The 25,863-nt window shown below is 66.4% G+C and carries 25 protein-coding genes; 13 read left to right on the top strand and 12 right to left on the bottom strand.

Going from position 1 to position 25,863, the window contains the following annotated elements:
• Positions 1 to 5: 5 nt before the first annotated feature.
• The 3 genes from gltB to ACE3QC_RS10180 form a co-directional block, all read right to left on the bottom strand.
• Entirely contained in the window at positions 6 to 4,646 is a 4,641-nt protein-coding gene (gene gltB, locus ACE3QC_RS10190; protein ID WP_374407819.1) for a glutamate synthase large subunit, read from the bottom strand.
• Positions 4,647 to 4,865: 219 nt separating this feature from the next.
• Positions 4,866 to 6,521, bottom strand: coding sequence for a hypothetical protein (locus ACE3QC_RS10185; protein ID WP_374407817.1), 1,656 nt, complete (start codon positions 6,519 to 6,521; stop codon positions 4,866 to 4,868).
• A gap of 33 nt (positions 6,522 to 6,554) precedes the next feature.
• A complete protein-coding gene (locus tag ACE3QC_RS10180) occupies positions 6,555 to 7,784 on the bottom strand; it encodes a TIGR04063 family PEP-CTERM/XrtA system glycosyltransferase (protein WP_374407815.1) in 1,230 nt (409 codons plus the stop codon).
• 89 nt (positions 7,785 to 7,873) lie between these two features.
• On the opposite strand from ACE3QC_RS10180, the gene ACE3QC_RS10175 reads away from it, so the two are divergent.
• The 6 genes from ACE3QC_RS10175 to ACE3QC_RS10150 all read left to right on the top strand — a co-directional run bounded on the left by ACE3QC_RS10175 (position 7,874) and on the right by ACE3QC_RS10150 (position 12,522).
• Positions 7,874 to 8,026, top strand: a complete 153-nt coding sequence (locus tag ACE3QC_RS10175; protein ID WP_374407813.1) for a hypothetical protein — start codon at positions 7,874 to 7,876, stop codon at positions 8,024 to 8,026.
• Complete coding sequence (locus ACE3QC_RS10170; RefSeq protein WP_374407811.1) at positions 8,019 to 9,416, top strand: DUF5935 domain-containing protein; 1,398 nt, start codon at positions 8,019 to 8,021, stop codon at positions 9,414 to 9,416. Before ACE3QC_RS10175 ends, ACE3QC_RS10170 begins: the two co-directional genes overlap by 8 nt.
• Before the next feature lie 62 nt (positions 9,417 to 9,478).
• Positions 9,479 to 9,928, top strand: coding sequence for a MaoC family dehydratase (locus tag ACE3QC_RS10165; RefSeq protein WP_374407810.1), 450 nt, complete (start codon positions 9,479 to 9,481; stop codon positions 9,926 to 9,928).
• Between the two features lie 51 nt (positions 9,929 to 9,979).
• Positions 9,980 to 11,161 (top strand): acetyl-CoA C-acyltransferase, encoded by a 1,182-nt coding sequence (locus tag ACE3QC_RS10160; RefSeq protein ID WP_374407808.1) that lies wholly within the window; start codon positions 9,980 to 9,982, stop codon positions 11,159 to 11,161.
• A gap of 75 nt (positions 11,162 to 11,236) precedes the next feature.
• Positions 11,237 to 11,869: a hypothetical protein gene (locus ACE3QC_RS10155; RefSeq protein WP_374407807.1), complete on the top strand. Its 633-nt coding sequence runs from the start codon at positions 11,237 to 11,239 to the stop codon at positions 11,867 to 11,869.
• A gap of 53 nt (positions 11,870 to 11,922) precedes the next feature.
• Positions 11,923 to 12,522: a DUF4126 domain-containing protein gene (locus ACE3QC_RS10150; RefSeq protein ID WP_374407806.1), complete on the top strand. Its 600-nt coding sequence runs from the start codon at positions 11,923 to 11,925 to the stop codon at positions 12,520 to 12,522.
• 145 nt (positions 12,523 to 12,667) lie between these two features.
• On the opposite strand, the gene ACE3QC_RS10145 is transcribed toward ACE3QC_RS10150, so the two are convergent.
• Positions 12,668 to 13,912 carry a polyhydroxyalkanoate depolymerase gene (locus ACE3QC_RS10145; protein ID WP_374407805.1) on the bottom strand — a complete coding sequence of 415 codons (1,245 nt, stop codon included), beginning with the start codon at positions 13,910 to 13,912 and terminating at the stop codon, positions 12,668 to 12,670.
• A 165-nt stretch (positions 13,913 to 14,077) separates the two neighbouring features.
• On the opposite strand from ACE3QC_RS10145, the gene ACE3QC_RS10140 reads away from it, so the two are divergent.
• The 5 genes from ACE3QC_RS10140 to ACE3QC_RS10120 all read left to right on the top strand — a co-directional run bounded on the left by ACE3QC_RS10140 (position 14,078) and on the right by ACE3QC_RS10120 (position 19,871).
• Positions 14,078 to 15,919 (top strand): ABC transporter transmembrane domain-containing protein, encoded by a 1,842-nt coding sequence (locus tag ACE3QC_RS10140; protein WP_374407804.1) that lies wholly within the window; start codon positions 14,078 to 14,080, stop codon positions 15,917 to 15,919.
• A 153-nt stretch (positions 15,920 to 16,072) separates the two neighbouring features.
• A complete protein-coding gene (locus ACE3QC_RS10135) occupies positions 16,073 to 18,211 on the top strand; it encodes a M13 family metallopeptidase (protein WP_374407803.1) in 2,139 nt (712 codons plus the stop codon).
• A 111-nt stretch (positions 18,212 to 18,322) separates the two neighbouring features.
• Positions 18,323 to 19,132, top strand: a complete 810-nt coding sequence (locus tag ACE3QC_RS10130; protein ID WP_374407801.1) for an undecaprenyl-diphosphate phosphatase — start codon at positions 18,323 to 18,325, stop codon at positions 19,130 to 19,132.
• A 120-nt stretch (positions 19,133 to 19,252) separates the two neighbouring features.
• Complete coding sequence (locus ACE3QC_RS10125) at positions 19,253 to 19,516, top strand: GlsB/YeaQ/YmgE family stress response membrane protein (protein ID WP_374407799.1); 264 nt, start codon at positions 19,253 to 19,255, stop codon at positions 19,514 to 19,516.
• 73 nt (positions 19,517 to 19,589) lie between these two features.
• Positions 19,590 to 19,871 carry a hypothetical protein gene (locus ACE3QC_RS10120; protein WP_374407797.1) on the top strand — a complete coding sequence of 94 codons (282 nt, stop codon included), beginning with the start codon at positions 19,590 to 19,592 and terminating at the stop codon, positions 19,869 to 19,871.
• A gap of 66 nt (positions 19,872 to 19,937) precedes the next feature.
• Here the strand turns inward: ACE3QC_RS10120 and phhA are convergent, their stop codons facing one another.
• Positions 19,938 to 20,828, bottom strand: a complete 891-nt coding sequence (gene phhA / locus ACE3QC_RS10115; RefSeq protein WP_374408057.1) for a phenylalanine 4-monooxygenase — start codon at positions 20,826 to 20,828, stop codon at positions 19,938 to 19,940.
• A 161-nt stretch (positions 20,829 to 20,989) separates the two neighbouring features.
• Here phhA and ACE3QC_RS10110 point away from each other — a divergent pair, with 161 nt between their 5' ends.
• Positions 20,990 to 21,337: a DMT family protein gene (locus ACE3QC_RS10110; RefSeq protein WP_374407795.1), complete on the top strand. Its 348-nt coding sequence runs from the start codon at positions 20,990 to 20,992 to the stop codon at positions 21,335 to 21,337.
• 3 nt (positions 21,338 to 21,340) lie between these two features.
• On the opposite strand, the gene ACE3QC_RS10105 is transcribed toward ACE3QC_RS10110, so the two are convergent.
• Positions 21,341 to 21,631, bottom strand: a complete 291-nt coding sequence (locus ACE3QC_RS10105; protein ID WP_374407794.1) for a zf-TFIIB domain-containing protein — start codon at positions 21,629 to 21,631, stop codon at positions 21,341 to 21,343.
• Between the two features lie 122 nt (positions 21,632 to 21,753).
• Here ACE3QC_RS10105 and ACE3QC_RS10100 point away from each other — a divergent pair, with 122 nt between their 5' ends.
• Entirely contained in the window at positions 21,754 to 22,398 is a 645-nt protein-coding gene (locus ACE3QC_RS10100; RefSeq protein ID WP_374407792.1) for a hypothetical protein, read from the top strand.
• A 60-nt stretch (positions 22,399 to 22,458) separates the two neighbouring features.
• Here ACE3QC_RS10100 and ACE3QC_RS10095 read toward each other — a convergent pair whose 3' ends face one another.
• The 6 genes from ACE3QC_RS10095 to ACE3QC_RS10070 form a co-directional block, all read right to left on the bottom strand.
• Positions 22,459 to 22,917: a hypothetical protein gene (locus ACE3QC_RS10095; protein WP_374407790.1), complete on the bottom strand. Its 459-nt coding sequence runs from the start codon at positions 22,915 to 22,917 to the stop codon at positions 22,459 to 22,461.
• A 344-nt stretch (positions 22,918 to 23,261) separates the two neighbouring features.
• The gene (locus ACE3QC_RS10090) at positions 23,262 to 23,480 is read right to left on the bottom strand and encodes a KTSC domain-containing protein (protein WP_374407788.1); all 219 of its coding nucleotides are present in this window, start codon (positions 23,478 to 23,480) and stop codon (positions 23,262 to 23,264) included.
• Between the two features lie 52 nt (positions 23,481 to 23,532).
• Positions 23,533 to 24,276 carry a BglII/BstYI family type II restriction endonuclease gene (locus ACE3QC_RS10085; RefSeq protein WP_374407786.1) on the bottom strand — a complete coding sequence of 248 codons (744 nt, stop codon included), beginning with the start codon at positions 24,274 to 24,276 and terminating at the stop codon, positions 23,533 to 23,535.
• Complete coding sequence (locus tag ACE3QC_RS10080) at positions 24,276 to 24,941, bottom strand: MT-A70 family methyltransferase (protein ID WP_374407784.1); 666 nt, start codon at positions 24,939 to 24,941, stop codon at positions 24,276 to 24,278. Before ACE3QC_RS10080 ends, ACE3QC_RS10085 begins: the two co-directional genes overlap by 1 nt.
• On the bottom strand, positions 24,938 to 25,582 hold the full coding sequence (locus tag ACE3QC_RS10075) for a hypothetical protein (protein WP_374407782.1): 645 nt from the start codon (positions 25,580 to 25,582) through the stop codon (positions 24,938 to 24,940). Before ACE3QC_RS10075 ends, ACE3QC_RS10080 begins: the two co-directional genes overlap by 4 nt.
• Before the next feature lie 17 nt (positions 25,583 to 25,599).
• Positions 25,600 to 25,821: a DUF2188 domain-containing protein gene (locus ACE3QC_RS10070; protein WP_374407780.1), complete on the bottom strand. Its 222-nt coding sequence runs from the start codon at positions 25,819 to 25,821 to the stop codon at positions 25,600 to 25,602.
• Positions 25,822 to 25,863: the final 42 nt, after the last annotated feature.

Here is a 25,863-nt window from a genome sequence, read left to right as displayed (position 1 = left end):
GCCCGTTACTCCGCCGCCACGCTGGCCGCTTCCTCGCGCTCGGCCTCAAGCAATTCGAGCGCACGGGCGTAGTCGCGCGGCATGACCTTGACGAAGCGCGCCAGCGCCGCATCCCAATCGTCCAGCAGCGCGGCGGCCTTGGCCGAGCCGGTGTGGAGCTTGTGCCGCTCTACCAGCACGCGCAGCCGCTCCGCATCGTGGCGCAGCATGTCGCCCATGCCCGCATCTTCGACCGAGCGCGCGCGCTGCTGCGGGCGGCCCGTTCCCTCTTCCGGCTCGGGGTCGACGGTGATCGGCACCACGTCCACTTGCGCCGGGTTGCACAGGCGGATGAAGTCGCCGCCCTCGTCGTAGACGTAAGCGACGCCGCCGCTCATCCCCGCGGCGAAGTTGCGCCCGGTCCGGCCGAGCACGCAGACGACGCCGCCGGTCATGTATTCGCAGCCGTGGTCGCCGGTGCCCTCGACCACCGCGACCGCGCCCGAATTGCGCACCGCGAAGCGCTCGCCCGCGACGCCCTCGAAATAGGCCTCGCCCGAGATCGCGCCGTAGAGCACGGTGTTGCCGACCACGATGTTCGCACCCGGATCGCGGCCTACGCCCTCCGGCTGACGCACGATGATCCGCCCACCGGACAGGCCCTTGCCGACATAGTCGTTGGCATCGCCCGACAGGTCGAGTGTGACTCCGTGCGCAAGCCAGGCGCCGAAGCTCTGCCCGGCGACGCCGGTCAGATTGATGCGGATCGTTTCAGGCTTGAGGCCCGCGTGGCCGTGGCGGCGGGCGATCTCGCCCGATAGCATCGCGCCGACCGTGCGGTTTACGTTGCGTACCGTGCGGTCGAGCTGGATCGGGGTGCCTGCGTCGATCGCCTCGCGGCAGGCGGCGATCAATTCGTTGTCCATCGCCGGGCCGAGGCCGTGGTCCTGTTGCTGCGTGTGGTGCAGCGCGCCGTCGTTCGGCGGGGTTACGGCTTGGAGCACGCGCGACAGGTCGATCCCGTGCGCCTTCCAGTGCCGCTCCACCCGGCGGGTATCGATCCGATCCACCCGGCCGACCATTTCCTCGACGGTGCGGAAGCCCATTTGCGCCATGATCGCGCGCAGTTCCTCGGCGACGAAGAAGAAGTAGTTGACGACGTGCTCGGGCGTGCCGGTGAAGCGCTTGCGCAGCACCGGGTCCTGCGTCGCGACGCCGACCGGGCAGGTGTTGAGATGACACTTGCGCATCATGATGCAGCCCGCTGCGATCAGCGGAGCGGTGGCGAAGCCGAACTCGTCCGCGCCGAGCAGCGCACCGATCGCAACGTCGCGCCCGGTGCGCAGGCCGCCGTCGACCTGCACCGCGATGCGGCTGCGCAGATCGTTGAGCAGCAGCGTCTGCTGGGTTTCGGCAAGGCCGATCTCCCAGGGACTGCCCGCATGGGTAAGGCTGGTCAGCGGCGAAGCGCCCGTGCCACCCTCGTAGCCCGAAATGGTGACGTGGTCGGCCTTGCTCTTGGACACGCCCGCGGCGACCGTGCCGACGCCGACTTCGCTCACCAGCTTGACCGAGATGCGCGCCGAAGGCTGCACGTTCTTCAGGTCGTGGATCAGCTGCGCGAGATCCTCGATCGAATAGATGTCGTGGTGCGGCGGCGGGCTGATGAGGCCGACGCCCGGCGTCGAGTGACGCACCGCGCCGATCACCTTGTCGACCTTGTGGCCGGGCAATTGCCCGCCTTCGCCGGGCTTCGCGCCCTGCGCCATCTTGATCTGGATATCGTCCGAATTGACGAGGTATTCGGTGGTCACGCCGAAACGGCCGCTCGCGACCTGCTTGATCCGGCTGCGCATCGAATCGCCGTTCGCCAGCGCGGTGAAGCGGTCGGGCTCCTCCCCGCCTTCGCCGGTGTTCGAGCGGCCGCCGATGCGGTTCATCGCGATCGCCAGCGTGGTGTGCGCCTCGCGGCTGATCGAGCCGTAGCTCATCGCCCCGCTGCTGAAGCGCTTGACGATCTCGGTGGCCGGCTCGACCTCGTCCAGCGGCACCGGGCTCTCCGCCACCTTGAACTCCATGAGGCCGCGGATCGTCAGCAGGCGTTCGGACTGCTCGTTGATCTCGCGCGCGTAATCCTCGTAACGGTCCTGCGAATTGCCGCGCACCGCGTGCTGCAGGCTGGCGACGCTGCCCGGCGTCCAGGCGTGGTCCTCGCCGCGCAGGCGGTACTGGTAGATGCCGCCCGCATCGAGCATCCCGCGATAGAGCGGATCGTCGCCGTGGGCGAGCGTGTGGCGGCGCACCGCCTCGTCTGCCACTTCGGCCAGCCCCACGCCCTCGATCGTGGTCGCGGTGCCGGTGAAATACTTCTCGATGAACGCGCTCGACAGACCGACCGCATCGAAGATCTGCGCCCCGCAATACGACTGGTAGGTCGAGATGCCCATCTTGGACATGACCTTGAGAATGCCCTTGCCGACCGCCTTCACGTAATTCCGGCGCGCGTCCTTCTCGTCGATTTCGGGAAAACGCTCGGCGCGGATCGCCTCGATCGTCTCGAACGCCACATAGGGATTGATCGCTTCCGCGCCGTAGCCCGCGAGCACGCAGAAGTGGTGGACCTCGCGCGCTTCGCCGGTCTCGACCACCAGCCCGGTCTGCATCCGAAGGCCCTGCCGCACGAGGTGGTGATGCACCGCGGCCGTGGCGAGCGCGGCGGGGATCGGGATGCGATCGGGCCCCTGCGCGCGGTCCGACAGGATCAGGATGTTGTGATCGAGCAGCACCGCCTCGGTCGCGGCCCAGCACAGCTCCTTCAGTGCCATTTCGAGCCCGTCGGTGCCGGTGCTGGCATCCCACGTCACGTCGAGCGTGTGCGTGCGAAATGCCCCGTCCAGCGCGACCTCGACCGAGCGGATCTTGGCGAGATCGGCGTTGGTCAGGATCGGCTGTTCCACTTCCAGCCGCTTGTGCGTCCCCGCGTCGCGCCCCAGCAGATTGGGGCGCGGGCCGATCATGGAAAGCAGGCTCATCACCAGTTCCTCGCGGATCGGGTCGATCGGCGGATTGGTGACCTGCGCGAAGTTCTGCTTGAAATAGTCGTAGAGCAGGCGCGGCCTGGCGCTCAGCACCGCGAGCGGGGTATCGGTGCCCATCGACCCGATCGGATCATCACCCGTCAGCGCCATCGGCTCGAGGAAGCGCGCGACGTCTTCCTGTGTGTAGCCGAAGGCCTGCTGGCGTTCGAGCAGGGTGGTGGTGTGCTCGGGGATCGCGGCCAGTTCGGGCTCGATCGTGTCGAGATCGCCGAGCTTGTACTGCGTCTGCGCCAGCCAGGTTTCGTAAGGATGCGCGGCGGCGAGGTCCGCCTTCAGCTCGGCATCCTCGACGATGCGGCCTTCCTCCAAGTCGATCAGCAGCATCTTGCCAGGCTGGAGGCGCCACTTGCGCACGATATCTTCCTCGGCGAACGGCAGCACGCCGCTTTCCGACGCGAGGCAAACGAGATCGTCCTTCGTCACGCAATAGCGTGCGGGGCGCAGGCCGTTGCGGTCGAGCGTGGCGCCGATCTGCCGGCCATCGGTGAAGGCGACCGCGGCCGGGCCGTCCCACGGCTCCATCAGCGCGGCATGATATTCGTAGAACGCGCGGCGGGCCTGATCCATCAGCGGGTTCTTCGCCCACGCCTCCGGCATCAGCATCATCATCGCGTGGGCGAGGCTGTATCCGCCCGCGAGTAACAGTTCGAGCGCGTTGTCGAGGCACGCGGTGTCGGACTGGCCGTGCGGGATCAGCGGCCACATCTTGTCGAGATCGGCGCCGAGCAGTTCGCTTTCCATCGTCCGGCGGCGCGCTTCCATCCAGTTCACGTTGCCGCGCACGGTGTTGATCTCGCCGTTGTGCGCCATGAAGCGATAGGGGTGGGCGAGCCGCCAGCTCGGGAAAGTGTTGGTGGAGAACCGCTGGTGGACGAGGCCGAGCGCCGAGGTGCAGCGCGGATCGCGCAGATCGTCGTAAAAGCTGCCCACCTGCGTCGCCAGCAGCAGACCCTTGTAGACGATCGTGCGGCTGGAGAAGCTCGGGATATAGCTCTGGGTCAGCGCGGGCAGACCGTGCTTTTCGGCGAGCTTGGCAAGCGGGTTCAGCGTCTGCTTGCGGATCACGATCAGCTTGCGCTCGAACGCGTCGCGGTCGGCGCAATCGGGCCCGCGCGCGACGATGCACTGGCGCATGACCGGCATCGATTCGATCACCGCTTCGCCCAGCCCGTCGAGCGTGGTCGGCACGTCGCGCCACCCGACCAGCCGCTGACCCTCCTTGGCGATGAACTTCTCCATCTGCCCGGCGACGAAAGCGCGCGCCGCCTCGTCCTGCGGCAGGAAGCACTGCGCGACGGCGTAATCGCCAGCGGGCGGCAAGTCATACCCTTCGCCATCCGCCCAGGCGCGGATCAGCGGATCGGGGATCTGGATCAGGATGCCCGCGCCGTCGCCCAGCAGCGGATCGGCGCCGACCGCGCCGCGATGGTCGAGGTTGGCGAGGATCTCGAGCGCCTGGCCGACGATGGCGTGGCTCTTTTCACCCTTGATGTGCGCAACCAGCCCGACACCGCACGAATCGTGTTCGTTGCGTGGATCGTAGAGACCGGTCGGCGGCGGAAATCCCATTCGAAAGCCTTCGTCATGCCGTGCGGCGAGACAGGCGCCATCGGGGCCGCTCCGGCAATGAAGCGCGTCCCGTGGCGCACGATCGCGCACGAAAATTATCGCGAAGGGGCTTCATGACGACAGGTTGGGCGTTTTGCAACTGCGAAGGCAGTGCATAGGTATTAGTAATTCTTGCTTCCGCAAAAGGGCTCCACGCCTGTTCTGCGAGCCGATTTCCGGTCAGGCGGCGCCGCTCAGCCGTTGCAGCTTGTGCAGGGCTTCGCGCAGCGCGCGCTCGGTCTGCATCGGATCGGACCCGCTCGCGCCGGCATGCGCAGGCGCGGCAAAGGGTCGCTGGACATCGGCCATTTCCGGCACGCTCGTCTCGGGCGACCGCTCGGCCCGCGACACGTGGCGCTGCTCGTGACCGGGAAATACCACCACCGGTTCGATTGCCGCATCCACCGGCGCATCGCTCGTCGGAAGTTCGTCGTCGATCCGCACGAATTCCCGGTTCGTTGCCTGCTTCCGCATGCTCAGCAGCGAACTGTAGCCACCATCGGTCTCGGCATCCCCAGCTTCCTTGGCGGATTCGGCTGCCGGCGCGGGATCGGCCGGGCGATCGAACGGTCTCGGCTGGGGTGCGAGCGACAGCGTCAGCGCGAAATCCTCGGCTTCGTCCTCATCTTCGGCCACCTCGCCTTCGAACGCGACAGGACGAAGCGCCTCGGGCACTGTCGCCACCGGCTCTTCCTCAACCTCGCTCAACGGCTCGTCGGCAGGTTCGGCCGGGGAGGCGGCAACGGGCTCGTCCGGTGCTGCGAAGCGCGGAGCCTCGACCGCTTCTACCCCGAGATCGGGCACGTAGCGCGGCGGCTGCACAGCCTCGGCTTCGGTGGCCCGTTCGGCCGCTCGCTGAAGCGAAAGCGCGAAGCGTTCGACCAGTTCGGCTATCGAAAGGTCGCCCAACGCATGGTCCTCGTCCGCTGGCACGGGCGGTTCCTGCTCGGGCTGCGCCGATACCTCCGATGCAACTTCGGTATGGTCATCGTCGTAAACAACGGCCTCCTCCGTCAGCGGCGGCACGAATTCGGGAGCCGGCTCGGCGACGAACTCGCTGTGCAACCGGTCTGCCGGACTTGCAGCGGCAGGCCCGTCGAACGGACGCGCGGCGTCGAGCGATATCGAGGGTCCGGGGATCACGAGCCCGGTGACAACGGCAGGCACGTCTTCGTCCGGCGCTTCCGCGGCAATGGGCGGCGCATGGTCGAACGAAGCCTCGAACGGCTCGCCATCGGCGAAGACGGCGAGTTCGAGCGTATCGTCCTCGATCGGCTCTGCAGCAGGCATCTCGATCGGCGGCGGCGCGACTTGCGGGTCGTCCATCACGATCTCGGTGTCCTCGGCCGGCAACTCGCCGTTGCCGAGAAATTCGCTCGGTCCGCCTTCGTCGGTAACCGACAGCGCGCGGCGGCGGCCGGGGATCAGCGCAGCGGGCGCATCGGCAACAGGTTCGTCGAAACCTTCGGACCACAGTTCGTCATGAGCCGATATCGGACGCTTTGCCTCGGGCGCCGCGCTGGGAGCGCGGTGGGGCACGCGCGTATCCTGTTGCGCTGCCGCGACCTTGCGCGCGAGGACGAAGCCCAGGATCACCCCGATCGCCGCGGCGACCAGCGCAATCAGTATCCGTGCGGTCACGCCGAGCGGCGGTTCGGCCACGGGCAGTACGGCGGAAATACCGCTGGCCTCGATCGCGGCTTCGAACAGATGCGCGGGCAGCACCAGCGTGCCGATCCCCAGAAGCGCCGCGAACCACAGCGCGACGATGGCCGGAAAGGCCGGATGCCTGCTGATCGGAACCTGGCCTGCCCTGCCGTCATGCTTGGTCGCCACGTCGTTCATCCCCGTTGCGGGCCGCCGCGCACTTCAGGCGGCGGCGGAAATTGCCCCATTCGCCTCATCGGCTAGCAGACGATGGTAAACGACTTGATAACGACTGACGTTGCGCCCCCAGTCGTGGTGTGCGGCGACATGCGCGCGGGCGCGCTCGCGCATGGCATCCCATCCGGCGCGATCGGCCAGCAGGCCCGCGAGCGCGGCGGCGCAAGCGATGGGATCGTCGGGGGCGAACAGCGTTCCGGTTTCGCCGTCGGCGATCAGTTCGCGATGCCCGCCGACGTCGGACGCGGCGACGAGGCGGCGCTGCGCCATCGCCTCCAGCGGCTTCAATGGCGTGACGAGGTCGGTCAGCCGGCTGCGCTTGCGCGGATAGGCGAGCACGTCGATCAGCGAATAGTATCGCTCGACCGCGTGGTGCGGCACGCGCCCGGTGAAGTGGATCGCGTCCGCCGCCGGGCTCGCCGCGGCCTGCGCGCGCAGGGCATGGTCCATCGGCCCGCCGCCGACAAGCAGCAATTGCGCGCCGGGCGCACGCTCGCGCAACGACGGCAGCGCGGCGATCAGGTCGTCCAGCCCCTCGTAGTCGTAGAAGCTGCCGATGAAGCCGATCACCGGGCCGTCGCCCAGCCCCAGTTCGGCGGCGAGCGCGTGGTCGCGCGGCGGCGGATCGCCGAACAGCGAAAGGTCGACGCCGTTGGGCGACAAGGCGACTTTTTCGGGCGAAACGCCGCGCGCCAGCAGATCGTCGCGCAGTCCCGCGCAGATCGTGAATACTGCGTCGGCGCCTGCCACGGCGCGGTTCTCCAGCGCGCGCGTCAGGCGATACTTGAGCGATCCTTCGCGCCCGGTGCCGTTGCCGACCGCGGCGTCTTCCCAGAATGCGCGAATCTCGTACACCAGCGGAATGCCATGCCGCCGCGCGACCTTGAGTGCGGCCAGCCCGCACAGCGCGGGCGAATGCGCATGGAGCACGTCGGGCCGCCATTCGCGCACGGCGCGCTCGATACCATCGGCGAAGCGCGCGATCTCGCGCCATTCGCGAAGGCCCGGCGGGCCGGACGCTGCGCCGGACGTGCGGTGGAAGGTCAGGCTGTCCACCGTTTCCACGCTCTCGTCGCCACCCGCATGGCGCAATCCGGTAACGCCGCGCACGTCCAGCCCCGCCGCCTGCTGCGCCTTGAGGATCGCGCGCGTGCGGAAGGTGTAGCCGCTGTGGAGCGGCAGCGAGTGATCGAGGATGTGGAGCACCCGGGTCATGCCCGCGCGTCGTGCCACGACAAGCTTAACGGCGCGTCAACCGGCCGCTGCTAGGCCCGCCCGGCGCGCCCTTTGGAAAGCATCGCCGGTTGATCGACTATTTCGCCCTCGCCCTGGTCCACGCGCTGCTCGCGCTCGCGCTGCTGCGGCTGGCGGGCAGCGACGCGACCGACCGCGATCCGGCGTTCGACGACGCGCACAACGGCACACAAGAGAACCAAGCGGACCAGCGCGATGCTTGATCTCGCGCTGTTCGGCTTCGTCATGGCGTTCCTCGCCATCGGCTTTCGCCGCCCGTTCGTGTGGGTGCTGGCCTATCTCTACATCGATATCCTCGCCCCGCAGAAGATCGGCTGGTCGATCACTTCCGCGCTGCCGATCTCGCTGATCGCGTTCTGCGCGGCGTTCGCGGGGTGGCTGCTGACCGACGACAAGAAAAGCATGCGGGTGACGTTCCGGCAGGTGCTAATGGCGCTGCTGCTCGCCTATTGCTTCTGGACCACGCAGACCGCCGATTTCCCGCTGATGGCGCAGGAAAAATGGGATTGGGTGTGGAAGGCGCTGGTGTTCGCGATCTTCCTGCCGATGACGCTCACCACCCGCCTGCGGCTCGAGGGTGCGGCGCTGATCATGGTGCTGACCGTGGGCGCGATCATCATCAGCGCGGGGATGAAGACCGCGACCGGTGGGGGCGGCTACGCTTCGCTCTATTTCTTCGTCAACGACAACTCGGGGATGTACGAAAGCTCGACGCTGGCGACGGTCTCGATCGCGATCATTCCGCTGATCGTGTGGTTCACCCGCCACGGCACGGTGTTCCCGCCCGACTGGCGGGTGAAGACCTTCGCCTACGCGCTGATCTTCGCCTGCCTGCTGATCCCGATCGGCACCGAGGCGCGCACCGGCCTGCTGTGCATCGGCGTGCTCGCGGTGATCGCGCTGCGCGACGTGAAGCGGCGGATGACCTTCATCGTCGCGGGCGCAGCGCTCGGGCTGCTGGCGCTGCCTTTCGTGCCGCAGAGCTACTACCAGCGGATGGCGACGATCGGCAGCCACGATCAGGACCAGTCCGCCTCCACCCGCGTGGCGGTATGGCAATGGACGTTCGACTACGTGGCGGACAATCCCTTCGGCGGCGGGTTCGACGCCTATCGCGGCAACACCTTCACCTATCGCCTGCCGGTGGTGGTGGAGCAGGGCAACACCACCGCGATCGAATATCGCCAGGTGGAAGACAAGGCGCGCGCCTACCACTCGGCGATCTTCGAGATGCTGGGCGAGCAGGGCTGGCCGGGGCTCGGCCTGTGGCTGTGGATCCACGCGCTCGGGCTGTGGCAGATGGAGCGCATCCGGCGCCGCTGGCGCGAACGCGGCGGCACAGGCGAACAGTGGCAGGCGCCGCTCGCCAGCGCGCTGCAGGTCGGACAGGCGATCTATCTCGTGGGTTCGGTGTTCCAGGGGATCGCCTACCAGCCTTTCGTGCTGATGCTGATCGGCTTGCAGATCGGGCTGTGGAGCTATTGCAAGCGGCTCGATTCGCGCGGTCGGGATGCACGGGTGGCCGCGCGGCGGCGCCAGTCGGCCGCAGGCCGCCGCGATGCCGTAGCGGCAGGAGCGGGCGCGTTGCGCTAGGCCATTTCATGCGCCATGAAGCCGCCGTTTCGTAGGCATATCGCGGCGAAGGAGAGAGGCGCATGACCCCGCAGGAATTGGCAGGCAAGGTCGGGCAGAACATCGGCACCAGCGAGTGGGTCGAGATGGACCAGGATCGCATCAATCTGTTCGCCGACGCTACCGGCGATCACCAGTTCATTCACGTCGACGAGGAAAAAGCGAAGATGACGCCGTTCGGCGGGACGATCGCGCACGGTTTCCTCACGCTGTCGATGATCCCCTATCTCAGCGCCAATTCGGACCTGCCGAAGGTCGACGGCGTGAAGATGGGCGTCAATTACGGCGGCAACAAAACCCGCTTCATCAATCCCGTCAAAAGCGGCAAGCGCATCCGCGGCCACTGGAAGCTGCTCGAACTCGTCGAGAAGCGCCCCGGCCAGTGGCAGCAGACGCACGAAGTCACGATCGAGATCGAAGGCGAGGACAAGCCCGCGCTGATCGCCGAGTGGATCGCGCAGTTCTTCGTGTAACTCCTCTCCCCTGAAGGGGAGAGGACTTTTGTCCTTCAAAGGAGCATTCCTATGTCCCGCGACGCAGTCATCGTTTCCACCGCCCGCACCGCCATCGGCCGCGCCTACAAGGGCGGGTTCAACGCCACCCCCGGCGCCACGCTGGGCGCCCATTCGCTGAAGCCCGCGATCGAGCGCGCCGGGATCGATCCGGCCGAGATCGACGACGTGCTGTGGGGCTCCGCGCTGCAGCAGGGCGCGCAGGCGGGCAACCTCGCCCGCCAGGTCGCCTTGCGCGCCGGTTGCCCGACTTCGGTTTCGGGCATGACGATCGACCGCCAGTGTTCGTCCGGCCTGATGTCGATCGCCACCGCGGCGAAGCAGATCATGATCGACAATATGGACGTGGTCGCCGCGGGCGGGCAGGAATCGATCTCGCTCGTGCAGACGAAAGAAATGCGCGTGCAGCCTGACCCCGAGCTGCTGGCGATGCACGGTGCGATCTACATGCCGATGCTCCAGACCGCCGAGACGGTCGCCCAGCGCTACGGCATCAGCCGCGAGGCGCAGGACGAATACGCGCTGCAATCGCAGCAGCGCACCGCCGCCGCGCAGGCCGAAGGCAAGTTCGACGACGAGATCGTGGCGGTCAGCACCACGATGAAAGTCCAGAACAAGGAAACCGGCGAGATTTCCGACAAGGAGGTCACGATCGCCAAGGACGAGGGCAACCGCCCCGAAACCACGTTGGAAGGCCTTTCCGCGCTCCAGCCGGTGATGGGCCCCGGCACCACGATCACCGCGGGCAATGCTTCGCAGCTTTCGGACGGCTCCTCGGCCAGCGTGCTGATGGAAGCCAAGGTCGCCGAGAAGAAGGGCCTGACGCCGCTCGGCCGCTATGTCGGCATGGCGGTCGCGGGCACCGAGCCCGACGAGATGGGCATCGGCCCGGTCTTCGCGATTCCCAAGCTGCTCGAGCGCACCGGCGTGAAGCTGGAAGACGTCGGCCTGTGGGAGTTGAACGAAGCGTTCGCGGTGCAGGTGCTCTATTGCCGCGACAAGCTGGGCATCCCCAACGAGCTGCTCAACGTCAACGGCGGCTCGATCTCGATCGGCCACCCCTACGGCATGACCGGCGCGCGCTGCACCGGCCACGCGCTGATCGAAGGCAAGCGCCGCGGCGCGAAATACGTCGTCGTGACGATGTGCGTCGGCGGCGGCATGGGCGCGGCGGGAATGTTCGAAGTCCTCTGACCGACACCCGGAAATGAACGCCGGAAAATGAACGGGCGGGCGGCTCGTGCGTTCTTCTCGCCAGAGGAGAATGCCATGCGCCGCCCGTTCGCTTTTGCCGCCTGCACCGCCGCCCTCGGGCTCGCCGCCTGTTCGCAGGACCCGCCGGAGCAGGCACCCAAAACCGAGACGCCCGAGCCTGCGACACCAGTGAAACGGGCTACGCCCGCAGTCGGGGCAACCGATACTCCGGCGGAAACCGGCGGCTACGCCTCGGTCTATTCCGATTTCGACCTCGCCGCCTGCCGGGTGACGGCGGAGCAGCCCGAGGGAACCGGCGTCGACTACGCCTGCCCGGGCCGGGAAGGCATCCCGCTGTTCGCCCACCACGGCGACGGGCGCTTCGACCTCGACGCCGGGGTGGACGGCGAGGAATTCATGACCATCGGCGCATTCAACGAGATCGCCGATCGCATCGAATGGCGCACGAACGACGGCACGCCGTTCGCGGTGATCTTCCGTTATCGCGATGTCGCGCCGGGCAGCGCAGGGCGCACCGTGCTCGCGATCGAGAAGATCGGCCGCGCGGGCGCACCCGGTTGCCGCGTGGCCCAGATCGCGGGGGACACGGCGGACGCCAACCGCGTCGCGCGCGAGATCGCCGACACCCGCGCCGCCGCCTTCCGCTGCGGCACGGACGAAGCCCGCATCGTCGGCGACGCCCGCTAGACCTTGCCCACCCGGCCATGCGGGCGCATTCTCGTGCGTCGAGGAGATGAGCCATGGGCGTGATGGAAATCATCGGGATCGCGGGCAGCGTCAGCCTGCTCGCCGGATGGCGGCTCTATCTGTGCCTATTCGCGACCGGGCTGGCGATGCGGCTTGGCGCGCTGCCCCTGCCTGAATATCTCGCCGCGCTGGACGTGCTGGCGAACCCTTGGGTGATGGGCGTGGCCGCGCTCGCGGCGCTGGCCGAATTTCTCGCCGACAAGGTGATGTGGCTCGATTCGGTGTGGGATGCGGTGCACACGTTCGTGCGGCCCGTGGGCGGCGCGCTGCTGGCGCTGGCGATCGTCGACCCGTCCGATCCGGCGGCGCAGGTGATCGCCTTCCTGCTCGGCGGCGGCGCGGCCTTCGCGGCCCATGCGGGCAAGGCGAGCGCGCGCGGCGTGGTCAACGCCAGCCCCGAGCCGGTGAGCAACGTGGCGGTATCGAGCGCGGAGGACATCGCGACCGCCGGGCTGCTGTGGGCGGCCTACGAATACCCGTACGTCGCAGGCGGGATCGCGCTTGTTTTGCTGGCGATCACCGTGTGGCTGCTGCTGACCGCGCGGCGGGTGCTGCGGCGAATCTTCAGGCGAGAGCGCGAGCGGCAGTCGTAGATTTGGGTTCACGCGGAGACGCGAAGACGCGCCGCAGGCGATCATCCATGCCGGTCGCGATCGACACGGGGTTGCAGATAGAAGGCGGCTTCGCCGTGAGCGTAACTTCCTCCCCGTCTCTGCGTCTCCGCGTGAACCAATTCTCTCAGGCCGCAGCCTTGAGCTTCACTTTGCCGTGTTTCGCGAGGAATTCCTCGACCGCGGGAGCGATTCTGTCGCGCCACTTGCTGCCGTTGAAGATGCCGTAATGGCCCGCATCCTTCGCCAGCAGGTATTGCTTCTTGCTCTCCGCCAGCCCGGTCGCGAGCTTGAGCGCGGCCTTCGTCTGCCCGATGCCGGAGATGTCGTCGCGCTCGCCTTCGATGGCGAGGATCGCGGTGTCGCGGATCGCGCCGAGATCGATCGCCTCGCCGCGGTGGACGAAAGTGCCGTTGGTCAGCGAATGCTTCTGGAACACCTCCTCCACGGTCTGGAGGTAGAATTCGGCCGTCATGTCGCAGACCGAGCGGTATTCGTCGTAGAAGTCCTTGGTTGCCTGCGCGCTGTCGTCGTCGCCTGCGGTCAGATGCTTGAACATCTCGAAGTGGCTCTGCAGGTGCTGGCCGAGGTTCATGCTCATGAACCCCGCGAGCTGGAGGAAGCCGGGATAGACCTTCCGCCCCGCGCCCCCATGCTGCATCGGCACGGTGGCGATCACCGTGTGGCGGAACCATTCGATCGGCCGGTCCATCGCCACGTCGTTGACCGTGGTCGGGCTCTCGCGCGTGTCGATCGGCCCACCCATCATGGTCAGCGTCACCGGACGGCAGGGGTGCTTTTCGGCGTTCATCAGCGCCGTCGCCGCCAATGCGGGGACCGAAGGCTGGCACACCGCCATCACGTGCGCATCCGGCCCGATATGCTCCAGGAAGCCGATCAGGTAATCGATGTAGTCGTCGAGGTCGAAGCGCCCGTCCGACAGCGGCACCGTCTTCGCATCGGCCCAGTCGGTGATATAGACCTCGCAGCTTTCCACCATCCGTTGCACGGTGCCGCGCAGCAGCGTGGCGTAGTGTCCGCTCATCGGCGCGACGATCAGCAGCTTCGGCGCATCGTCGGGCAACCCTTCGCGCACGAAGCGCTTGAGATCGCCGAACGGCTTGTTGACCACGGTCGCTTCTTCAACCGGCCAGCTCTTCCCGCCCGCCTCCACCGTTTCGATTCCGAACGCGGGCTTGCCGCGCGGCGCGGCGGCATGGGCGAACACCTCGAGCGCCGAAGCCGCGGCGGGCCCTAGCCCGGTATAGCCCATCGGCAGGTACGGATTGGTCAGCATCTCGGCTCCCATGGAGGCCCAGGTGCTCGCGCCGTTGAGCCAGGCGCGCTGAAGTTCGTAGGCATGGTAAAGCAAGATCGCGTTCCCCTGCTGGGCGCCTCGAAAGGCGCCTTCCGTTATCTTTGTGCAGTGCACAGTGACGATAACGGTTCGTTTGTGCAACGCATCATTTGGGCGTTTGTGCCGAAATTGCCAGCCTCGAGTGGATTTTGCCCGCCGTCGTCGCTACCTGCGGCTGCGATGAACGCGGACACCCCCGAACTCGAGGAAAATCCCCGGCGCGGCTGGTTTCGCCGCAGCGCGGCGGTCGAAGGCGAGGCTCGGCCCGCGCGCACGCTCGGCCCGCTGCGGATGATCGTCCGCGAGGCGGCGAACTACCCCGGCCGCGTCGCATTGGCGCTGCTGGCGCTGATCGTGACCGCGGCGGCGACACTGGCGATCCCCAACGGTTTCAAGCTCATCATCGACCGCGGTTTCGCCGATGGCGGCGGATCGGGCGATATCGCGCGCTGGTTCCAGTATCTGTTGCTGATCGTCGGCGTGCTCGCGATCGGCACCGCCTTGCGGTTCTACTTCGTCTCCTGGCTCGGCGAGCGAGTGGTCGCCGACATCCGGCTGAAGGTGCAGACCAACCTCCTGCGCCTCGCCCCCGGCTTCTACGAGGAGAACAGCCCGAAGGAGATCGCCAGCCGGATGACGGCGGACACCGCGCAGATCGAGACGGTCGTGGGGACGACGATCTCGGTTGCGCTGCGCAACGCGTTGATGGCCATCGGGGGCACCGCCTATCTGTTCTGGCTCGCCCCGCAGCTGACTATCGGGCTGATTATCGGCATTCCGCTGGTGGTCCTGCCGATCGTAATCTTCGGGCGGCGCATCCGCAACGTCTCGCGATCGAGCCAGGACCGGATCGCGGACGTCGGCGCGATGGTCTCCGAAGTGCTCGCGGGGATGAAGATCGTCCAGGCGTTCAATCAGGAACGGCGCGAAGGCGCGCGCTTCGCCGAGGCGGTCGAGCGCACGTTCGACACCGCCAAGCGCCGCATCCTGCTGCGCGCGCTGATGACCGCGACGATCATCTTCGTGGTGTTCGGCGCGATCACGCTGGTCATGTGGCGCGGGGCGATCGCGGTCACCAGCGGCGAGATCAGCGGCGGGACGATCGCCGCCTTCGTCATCACCGGGGTCATCGTGGCCGGATCGTTCGGCGCGCTGACCGAGGTCTACGGCGAGCTTTTGCGCGGCGCGGGCGCGGCCAGCCGGCTGGAGGAACTGCTCGAAGAAAAGCCCGACATCGCCCCCCCGGCGCGCCCGCTGGCGCTGCCCGAGCCGCCGCGCGGTTCGCTCAGCTTCCGGGGCGTCAGCTTCCGTTATCCGACACGGCTCGATGCGCCCGCGCTCAAGGAATTCACGCTCGAGGTGGAGCCGGGCGAGACGGTCGCTCTGGTCGGCCCGTCGGGCGCGGGAAAGAGCACCGTGTTCCAGCTTGCCGAGCGGTTCTACGATCCGCAGGCGGGTACGATCCGGCTTGACGGCATTCCGCTGACCAGCGCCGACCCTGCAGACATCCGCCGCCGCATCGCGCTCGTCCCGCAGGACGGGCTGCTGTTTTCCGCCAACGCGCGCGACAACCTGCGCTACGGCGCGTGGAACGCGAGCGACGACGACATTTGGGAAGCCGCGCGCGCGGCCAATGCCGAACGATTCCTGCGCGAACTCCCCGAAGGCCTCGACACTTATCTCGGCGAGAGCGGCACGCGGCTTTCGGGCGGGCAGCAGCAACGGCTCGCGATCGCCCGCGCCTTGCTGCGCGATGCGCCGATCCTGCTGCTCGACGAGGCGACCAGCGCGCTCGATGCGGAAAGCGAACAGCTCGTCCAGCAGGCACTCGACCGGCTGATGGCGCAGCGCACCACGCTGGTGATCGCGCACCGCCTCGCTACCGTGCGCGCGGCCGACCGGATCGTGGTGCTGGACGAAGGGCGGATCGTCGAGCAGGGCACGCACGCGCAACTGGCGGATGCAGGGGGTCTCTACGCGCGACTCGCCGCGCTCCAGTTTGCCAGCGTCGAGGCCGCCTGAGCTGCCGTTCAGGCGAGGCACAGCCGCCCAATTCTATGAAGTTGCAATTGAAACCGACGAACGGCTACGCCGGTCGCGCGCGAGCGCCTATGCTCGCAGCCGAGGATCGTCCGCATCCTCGGGGCTGATTGAAATTTCCGGGAGATTACACCGATGATCCGCACTCTGCTGTCCGCAGGCGCCAGCGCGCTTGCCCTTACCCTCGCCGCGCCTTCGCTGGCGCAGGATACACCCGCCGCGCCTGCCGAAGAGACGCCGATGCCGACCATGAGCTTCGGTGAATGGGGCTACGATCCTTCGGGCATCGACCAGAGCGTCGACCCCGGCGACGACTTCTTCGCCTATGCCAACGAGAAGTGGCTGGAGGCGAACCCGTTGCCGCCCGAATTCAGCCGCTTCGGCGCGTTCAACCTGCTGCGCGAGAAATCGACCAGCGACGTGAAGACGCTGGTCGACGAACTGGTGGCGAAAGATCCGGCGAGCCTCTCGTCCGACGAGAAGCGCATCGTCGATGCCTACAACGCCTTCCTCGACACGCAGGCGATCGACGCCGCGGGCCTTGCCCCCGCCAAGCCGTACCTCGATGCGATCGCCGGAGCGGACGATCTCTCCGCGCTCGCCACGCTGTGGGGCACGCCGGGCTATTCCTCGCCGCTGGGCGGGTTCGTGACGGTCGATGCGAAGGAGCCGACGCGCTACTCGGTCTATGTCGCTTCGGGCGGGCTCGGCCTGCCCGACCGCGACTATTACCTCGACGAGAGCGAGAAGGGCCGGGATATCCAGGCCAAGTATCGCGAATATCTCGCCTTCCTGTTCGGGCAGGCCGGCTATGCCGATCCCGCCGCGACCGCGCAGCAGGTGTACGATCTGGAGGATTCGATCGCGCGCACGGTTAGCTGGGACCGCGCGACCAGCCGCAATCGCGACCTGACCTACAATGCCGTTAGCCCACAGGAACTGACCGGCCTTTCCGGCCAGTTTCCGTTGTCCGCGATGCTGACCGCGAGCGGCCTCGGCGATACCGACAAGTACGTCGTCTACGATCTGCCGCCGACCGAGGCCGAAGTGGCCGAACTGGGCCTGAGCGCAGACACGGTTGCCAAGATCGGCGGCGGCACGCCCGCGATGATGGCGCTGCTGGCGAAAACGCCGCTCGACGTGCTCAAGGCCTGGACCACCAAGGAATTCCTCGAGAGCAACGCCGCCGTCTTGCCGAGTGCGATCGATAACGCCGATTTCGCTTTCTACGGCCAGACGCTGACCGGCACGCCCGAGCAACGGGCGCGGTGGAAGCGCGCGATCTCCGAATCCGAAGGCCTGCTGGGCGAACTGGTCGGCGCGTCCTATGTCGAGCGCTATTTCCCGCCCGAGAACAAGGCGGCGATGGAAGAGCTGGTCGCGAACCTGCGCAAGGCGCTCGCCGCCAGCATCGCCGACAACGACTGGATGAGCGATGCGACCAAGCAGGAAGCCGTCGCCAAGCTCGACAAGTTCGATCCCAAGATCGGCTACCGCGACAATCTAGAAACCTACGCCGGCCTCGCGATCGATGCCGACGATCCGCTGGCGAACCGCGTGGCTGCGGCGAAGTGGCAATGGCAGGACATGCTCTCGAAGCTGGGCGGCCCGATCGACCGCACCGAGTGGGGCATGCTGCCGCAGACGGTCAACGCCTATTACAACCCGACCAAGAACGAGATCGTGTTTCCCGCCGCGATCCTGCAGCAGCCGTTCTACGGCATCTCGGCGGACGACGCGGTCAACTACGGCGGCATCGGCGCTGTGATCGGGCACGAGATGGGCCACGGGTTCGACGATCAGGGATCGAAGTCCGACGGTACCGGCATGCTGCGCGACTGGTGGACCGATGCCGACCGCGCCGCGTTCGACAAGCTGGGCGACGCGCTGGTCGAGCAGTACAACGGCTTCTGCCCGCTCGACGACGGCGAGACCTGCGTCAACGGCCGGCTCACGCTGGGCGAGAACATCGGCGACGTGGGCGGCCTCAGCCTTGCGTACCGCGCCTACAAGCTCTCGCTGAACGGCGAGGAGGACGAGGTGATCGACGGTCTGACGGGCGATCAGCGCTTCTTCCTCGCCTGGGCGCAGGTCTGGCGCTCGCAACAGCGCGAGGACAACGCCCGTCAGCGTCTGCGGACCGATCCGCACAGCCCGGAGGAATATCGCACCAATGGGGTCGTGCGCCAGATGGACGCGTGGTACGACGCGTTCGACGTGACGTCCGACGACGCGCTCTACCTGCCGCCCGAAGAGCGCGTGCATATCTGGTAGGATCGATCGGCGATCATCGAAGACGCTCCCGGCTCCGGTCGGGGGCGTTTTTCGTGGGTTCGCCCGATTTGGATTTGACACGCCGCGCTCCATCGCCATGACCCGACCGCAATGAGCCTCACCCTTACCGCGATCCTGCTCGGCATTCTCGAAGGCCTGACCGAGTTCCTGCCCGTCTCCTCGACCGGCCACCTGATCCTCGCCCAGGCGTTCTTTGGCTACGACCCGGCGCAGTGGCGGCAGTTCAACATCGTCATCCAGCTCGGCGCGATCCTGGCGGTCGTGGTGACCTATTGGAAGACCTTCTGGTCGATGGGCATGGGCTTCCTGCGCCGCGAGCCCGAGGCGCTGCGCTTCGTGCGCAACATCCTGCTCGGCTTTCTGCCCGCGGCGTTCATCGGCCTCCTGGCGAAGGACGCGATCGACGTGATGCTCGGCGCGCCGATGGTGGTTGCGGTGGCGCTGGTCGTCGGCGGCATCGCGATCCTGGTGCTCGAGAAGACGATCCCAGCGCGGGAGGACACGGGCGTTGCCGGGCTTTCGTGGAAGACCGCGATCGCCGTCGGCTTCGCGCAATGCCTGGCGATGATCCCGGGCACCAGCCGCTCGGCGGCGACCATCCTGGGGGCGCTGGCGATGGGCGTCGGACGCAAGACCGCGGCCGAATTCTCGTTCTTCCTCGCGGTGCCGACGATGCTCGGCGCGGCGACGGTCAAGCTTCTCGACGAGCCCGCCCTCTTCCACGGCACCGCGACCGTGGGCTGGGGCGAGATCGCGCTCGGTTTCATCGCCGCGTTCCTCGTCGCGCTGGCCGTGATCCGCGTCTTCGTCGCCTATGTCAGCCGACACGGCTTCGCGCCGTTCGGATGGTATCGGATCGTGCTGGGCGCGATTGCCATCGGCTGGTTCGCGCTCCCCTGACGTGGCTGCGGCCGCCGTTGCCGAGTCGCAACAACCCGGCTCGGGTCGTCGCAAAAGCCGGAACGACCGCCCCGGCCTCGGGTTCTACCGGGCAACATGGCTCACAAGCATTAGCAGACGATGGGTTTGATCATCTTTCTCGTAACGGGCGCGCTTCTCGGCTGGCTGGCCGCGATCGTCCAGCGGATCGAGAATGGCAGGGGCATCATGGCCAATGTCGGCGCAGGTGCCCTGGGCGCGGTGGCGGGCGGACTGATCGCCAATCAGGGCTCGATCCTTTCCGGCGTGAGCCCGATTTCCATCCCGATCGCGATCATTGCGGCGCTGGCGGTGCTCGGAATTCTGGGACTTTTCAGGAACCGGCTGTCCGACAGGCATTTTTAGGTAAACACTATTCACGACCGGGTGGCACGTGTGTATGTGTCGCCCACCCAACAAGCAAAGGGGAAAGACTGAGATGAAGAGCATTTACAAGAGCGCGATGATCGCTTCGGTCGCCGCCATGGGCCTCAGCCTCGCGGCCTGCGACAGCGCCCAGGAAAACGCTGCCGAAGACGCCGGCGAGCAGAACGCCGAAATGGTGAACGATCAGGCCGAGGCGATGGAAGCCACCGGCGAGATCACCGACGCCGAAGCCGATGCCATGACCGACGCCGCCGAAGATCAGGCGGACGCGATGGAAGAGAGCGCCGAAGCTGCTGCCGAAGGCGACACCGCCGCTACGACCGAAGGCATGTAAGCCTTTCGGATCTTATGCGGAAACAGGCCGGCTCGGAGAAATCCGGGCCGGCCTTTTTCTTTGGCCTCAAACCGGCTTTGCGCCGCTGCCGCGTCCGCCGCGAAGCAGGTATTCCTGCGTGCCCCGGTGGACGAGATTGTCGACGTCGATCACGGCCGAATTGGCATAGGTGAACGCGGGCGAGAGGTTGCGGTAGAGCCGGTCGAAATCACGCTCCACCGTCTGGCGGTAGAGATCCTCGAAGCTCTCGATCACGAAATAGGTCGGCTGCAGGTCGCTGATGACGTAATCGGTGCGCATCACCCGGTCGACGTTGAGCATGATCCGGTTCGGGCTCTGCGCCTCGACCGCGTAGACCACCTCGGTTGGGCCCGAGAGGATGCCCGCGCCATAGGCCCGCACCTCGCCCCGCTCCAGCATCAGCCCGAATTCGACCGTGTACCAGTAAAGCGCGCCCAGCGCCTTCAGCCGGTTGGCGCGCATCGCCTTCCACCCGGCCTTGCCGTATTCCTGCATATAGTCGGCGAACGTCGGATCGGTGAGCATTGGCACGTGGCCGAACACGTCGTGGAAGACGTCGGGTTCCTGGATGTAGTCGAACGTCTCGCGCGTGCGGATGAAGTTGCCCGCCGGGAAGCGCCGGTTGGCGAGATGCCAGAAGAACACGTGATCGGGGATCAGCATCGGCACCGGCACCACGCTCCAGCCGGTCAGCTTGCCCAGCTCCTCGGACAGGCGGCCGAATTCGGGCACGCCGCCTTGGCCGAGGTCGAGCTTGTCGAGCCCTTCCATGAACGCGCTCGCGGCGCGGCCGGGGAGCACCTCCATCTGCCGCGCGAACAGATCGTTCCAGATCGCGTCGTCGTCGCCGTCGTAATCGGTCTGCTGCGGCTCGAGCCAGTCCTCCCCCACGTGCGCGGGGCGTTGGAGCGGCGCGGTGAACACGTCCGCCGGCATGTCGGGCAGAAGCGTGAAATCCTGATCGTGTGGTGCGATGATGGACATGGTTTCTCCTGCAACCAATAGCACCGCGCCCGCTCGCTGACAAATCGCCCGCGCGGCGCGGGGCGGCGCCGGTTTCGCTTGCCCGCGCAGCGCGGCGGGCGCATTTCCTTGCGATGCAGACGCTGATCCTCCTGACGCTCTCCAACCTGTTCATGACCGCCGCCTGGTACTGGCACCTGAAGGGCGGGCCCGAGGTCGCCAATGCGCGGCCGCTGGGATGGGTGATCCTGATCTCGTGGCTGCTCGCGGGCGTCGAATACTCGCTCGCGGTGCCCGCCAACCGGATCGGCTACCTCTCGGGCTGGACCCCGGGCCAGCTCAAGATCGCGCAGGAGGCCATCGCGCTGACGGTGTTCGGCGCGTTCATGGTGCTCGTGCTGGGCGAGGCGCTGACCTGGCGGCATGCGGGGGCATTCGGCTGCATCATGGCCGCCTGCGCGTTCCTGTTCGTCGGGAAATAGCCCTCAGTCGAACAGTTCCTCGAAGAAGCTCTTCCGCCGCTTGTGCGGCTTGCCGTAGCCATGGCCGTAACCCGAATGGCCCCTGCCGCCGTGCTGGGCATAGCTGGGCGCCGCGCGCTGTGGGGCGGCCTGCGGGGCGCTGCGCTCCACGATCTTGTCGAGCTCGCCGCGATCGAGCCACACGCCGCGGCACTGGGGGCAATAGTCGATCTCGATCCCCTGCCGGTCGCTCATCGCGAGCGGGACGCGGCAGACGGGGCATTGCATGGCGGCGACTTCGGCTTCGGTGCGCATCGGCGGTATGATCCTCGTTTCGTGAACCGGCGAGATGGCAACGCGCTTCGGGCGATCAAGTGCCCGCCCGCCCGATACCGGCCCGCATTGCCAGCGGATTGCCCGGCTGGCAGGGTCCGGGGATGAACAGGATCGCCGCGCTCGCCGCCCTCGCCCTTCCGCTCGCCGCCTGCACCGCCGAGCCCGAGCCTGCCGCCGCCGAAGCTGCCCCGCAGGACGCGTTCTGGCAGGCGCTGTCGGGCCATTGCGGCAAGGCCTACGCCGGGCGGATGACGAGCGACGAGGAAGCCGACGCCGAAATGCGCGGGGCCGAGATGGCGATGCACGTGCGCGAATGCTCGGACGAGCGGATCGCGATCCCCTTCCACGTCCGCAATGCCGACGGCAGCTGGGACCGCAGCCGCACCTGGCTCATCACCCGCACCGCAGAAGGCCTGCGCCTCAAGCACGACCACCGGTACGAGGACGGCAGCGAGGACGCGGTAACGATGTACGGCGGCGATACCGCTGGCGACGGCACGGCGCAGGCGCAGGATTTCCCGGTCGACGCCGAAAGCGTGGCACTGTTCGAGCGCGAGGGGCTGGGCGTCTCGACCACCAACGTCTGGCAGGTCGCGGTCGACCCGGCCGATGCGGAGGCGCCGGTGTTCGCCTATCGCCTGATGCGCGCGCCGCCCAACGCGCGGAACTTCCGCGTCGAGTTCGACCTGTCGCGCCCGATCGACCCGCCGCCAGCGCCATGGGGCCACGGCGAAGCGGGCACCTGAAACGCACCCAAGGCCACATCCGGGGCGTGACACTCTCGCCGGATGGAAAAAGTGCGACTTTCACCCCTGCCGCTCCAGTCCGCGGGTCGCGCGATCGAGCTGGGCGAGGTGCTGGAGCAGGGCATTGTTGTCGTCTTTACAGCGGGTTCCGGCGTAGCGCCCGGCCTGCATCACGACCTGGAGCAACCCTTCGGCGAAACGGTAGCTGGCGAGCAGACCTGTGGACTTCGCCGAAGCCAGGTCCACAGGCGCGTGTGGCTTTCCCAGCGCCGCGTCCCACGCCGCCGCGAAGCCCGCCGCACCGTGGCGCTTGCGCAGGCGATAGGCCGATTCGCGCCCCATCGAGACCTTGCGGCACGCCGCGAGCACCGAGCGCGTCTCCGCCAGATAGCCGATGAACGCCGCTTGCCGCGCAGGCGTCCACCCGTCGGCACGCGGCACGAGCGGCACCGGGTGGAACGCGGGGATACGACGCGGGCGCGGGCGGCGCGGCGGGGGAGGGGGCGGATAGCGCTTCATCGGAGAGGATGGAGCAAATTTCGGCCGTGTAGGAAAATGGAAAGTGAAGTGGGGTTCACGCAGAGGCGCAGAGGGGAATTCGGCGAGCCTGCGCTTCGGTGGCTTCGTGGCTTCGTGGTTTGGCGGGAAGAAAGTTGGGTTCACGCGAAGGCGCAAAGGCGCGAAGATGTCGTGCTCGATGGCAGCCCGTTGCCAACCCGCGAATGCGGGATATCTACCATGCGTCGGTGGAGGTCGGGGCTCGCGTTCGCGGGGAGCGTGGGAGAAGGGCTTTGGCGCGTCATCTTCGCGCCTTTGCGTGAACCGATTCAAAAAGTGTGCCAGTGGAACTCAACCACGGCGGCCTAATCCAGCGCCCAGTCCCACCCGCGCAGGCGCTCGAAGGCGAAGCGGTCGCGAATCGCGCGGTTGAAATAGCCGCCCCGCGATCCCGCGCCCGCCCGGCCGCCCGCCACCGCTTCGGGCACCGCGAAATAGCGATAGACCCGCCCGCTCACGACCTGCACGTCGGACGCCGCCAGCACAGGCCGAAAGGCGAAACGGGCGATTGCGGTGGAGGGCATGCACGAGCAACGCGCGAGGGTGCGCGGTGGAGCCCCGGGAATGACAATTGGCTTAGGCGGACAAATCGACGATCGAGGGCGGTAAACCGATCAGAAGAAGCGGGCACGGATTGCCTACGCCGCGCCGGACCCGCGCCTGCAACTTGTCCCAGTGCGTCGTCGCCATGCCGTACTTGTCGTTGCAGAACATAGCCGACCAAGCTTGAGGGAAGGTGTCGCCACGCTCCTCCCAACGAGCAACGATCTCCTCTTGCCGCTCGGTTGGGCGCTTAAAACCCAAGCCCTTAAGATCGGCGAACGAGGCGATCCGTTCGCGCTCCGCCCAACCGCGCACCATGTCTTTGAGCGAAGCCTGCAATTCACTGCCTCGCGTCAAGATAGCGCCAACGCCGACCACGCCTTCGCTATGGAGGCGTTTGAAGTTTTCCAGATCGCGATCGAAGAACGGATCCTTGTTGTTCCATTCGATCTCAAGTGCGAAATTGCCCAAATCGGTCATAAAAAAGTGATCGATCTCATGGGTCTTGGTGGCCGTGTCGTCGAGCACGCCATCGACCATTTTCTCGATCTTGATATTGCGCTTAGCCCAACCGAGTTGGTGAAATGCACGACGCAAACGCTGCGTAAGCTGCGCTTCGCCGCCCCCACTGCCCACGATCTCGGTGATCGGCAGAGATACGGTCAGCAGTGCTGCTTCGAGGTCCTTCACTATGTCAGGAAAATCGACCGACAGGATCGCCCTGGCGTGACTCGCAAACTGAATCTCGAAACCAGCGTCTAACAGTCGGTCGAACATCATTCCGCCGGAACGGCCGCCGTGCTGTTGTAGCTGTAGGTTTTCCAGCCGGGCTTGTAGCTATCGTCGGCCTGATTGCCCCAGACGGTCCAGCCTTTGCGCGCGCCGCGGCTGAACAGTTCGATGCGCGGGCCCCAGCTGCAATCCTCGATGAGCTTGTACTGCTCGTCGGGCTTGCGGCTGTGTTCGCGCTTGCGGCTCTGGATCATGTTGACCTGGCTGCGACCGGGGGCGAGCGTGCGGGCGTTCTTGCCGCGCACGCCGAACAGCAGGACTTCGGTGACGTTGCGGAAATAGAAACCCACCCCGCGCCCGTCGCTGCCGCCATCCTTGCGGATTTTGTGCCAGACGATGTTGGAGACGTAGCGGAAGCCCCAGGCGTTCATCACCTGCAAGCCTTCGGGCAGCAGCGCATTGGGCACCCAGAGATAGAGATGCGCCGGATCGTCGGCGATATCCTCGACCGGCAGCGCGCAGATTTCCGCCAGTTCCATCGTGCCATAGCGGCTGAGCCGCTTGTGCTCGGGCGCGACCTTGCCGGTGCGGTTCTGGAACTGCCAAGGCGGATCGGCGAGAATCGTGCCGAACTTCTTTCCCCGCGCCGTGCGGATCAGATCGAGATGTGCTGCAAGGGGGCTGACTTGCTGCGGCTCATCAGCCTTCATTGTCCAGGCTCCCTTATTGCTACTTCTTTTTCGGTGGAGGTGGAGGCGGCATTGACGGCGCGGCTGATTTCGCTGCTCCGCCCCTGCTGTCTCCAAAGTTGCCCTGGTGCGACGGTCGGGGCGGCGGTGCCGGAGGCGGAGGAGGAGGAGGAGGTGGTGGTGGCGGCGGTGGCGGCGGATTCGACATCGGAAACTCCTGCTTTCACAATCGCTATCACACCGAGAAGCGTCAAGGCCGCCAAAAAACTGCCGAATGCGGCTAATTGCGCCATGCGAACTCGAGCGTTTTCATTCGGCTCTGAAAAACTTGAGATCTGCTTAGTGAAATACTGCTCAACCAGATTCTGTTGGGAAAGGTAGGCCTTCGATGAATAGTAGTGTTCGGTCAAGCCGGCGGTAATCGCAATTGCCAAAAGGATGATGGCACCAACGAATAACGCGTACAAAAACCCCTCCAAAACAACCTCTGACTGAACTGCAAACCCAGCCATGAGGACAACAAGACCAGATGATAACTGAATGATCGTTTTGACTAAATTATCTTCCGCTTCACGCCGAGCTTTAACTAGCTCATTTCGCTCAGACATCATTGTCTGGTAGCAATCGCTCGGATCGCAATCATCAAGCGGGTGGTTAGGCACCTCGGGCTGCGCTTATCTCAACCTTTAGTCTTCTCTGGGTCGTAGCCGTATGTGTTCCGTTCTCTGATCTGGCCGTTACGACCGGTTAGATACGCTTCGCCCTTGGTTTCTATAGCTCGACTTCTGGTCTCAGCCCACGCTTCCGCTTGGGTTGAATGAATCGAGGTCGCACGCGAGTTACCAGCGCCTTTGACCTGCCAGCCGTCCGGGTGCTTTGTAGTCCAATAGTCCTTCGCCATCACACCACTCCTTGCCCCAATGTTCTTGCCTTGTTTACCATA

This window comes from Pelagerythrobacter sp. (genome assembly GCF_041912895.1).
GTDB lineage: Bacteria > Pseudomonadota > Alphaproteobacteria > Sphingomonadales > Sphingomonadaceae > Pelagerythrobacter.
The sequence above is the reverse complement of the archived record's forward strand: the minus strand, read 5'-3'. Positions and strand labels throughout refer to the sequence as shown.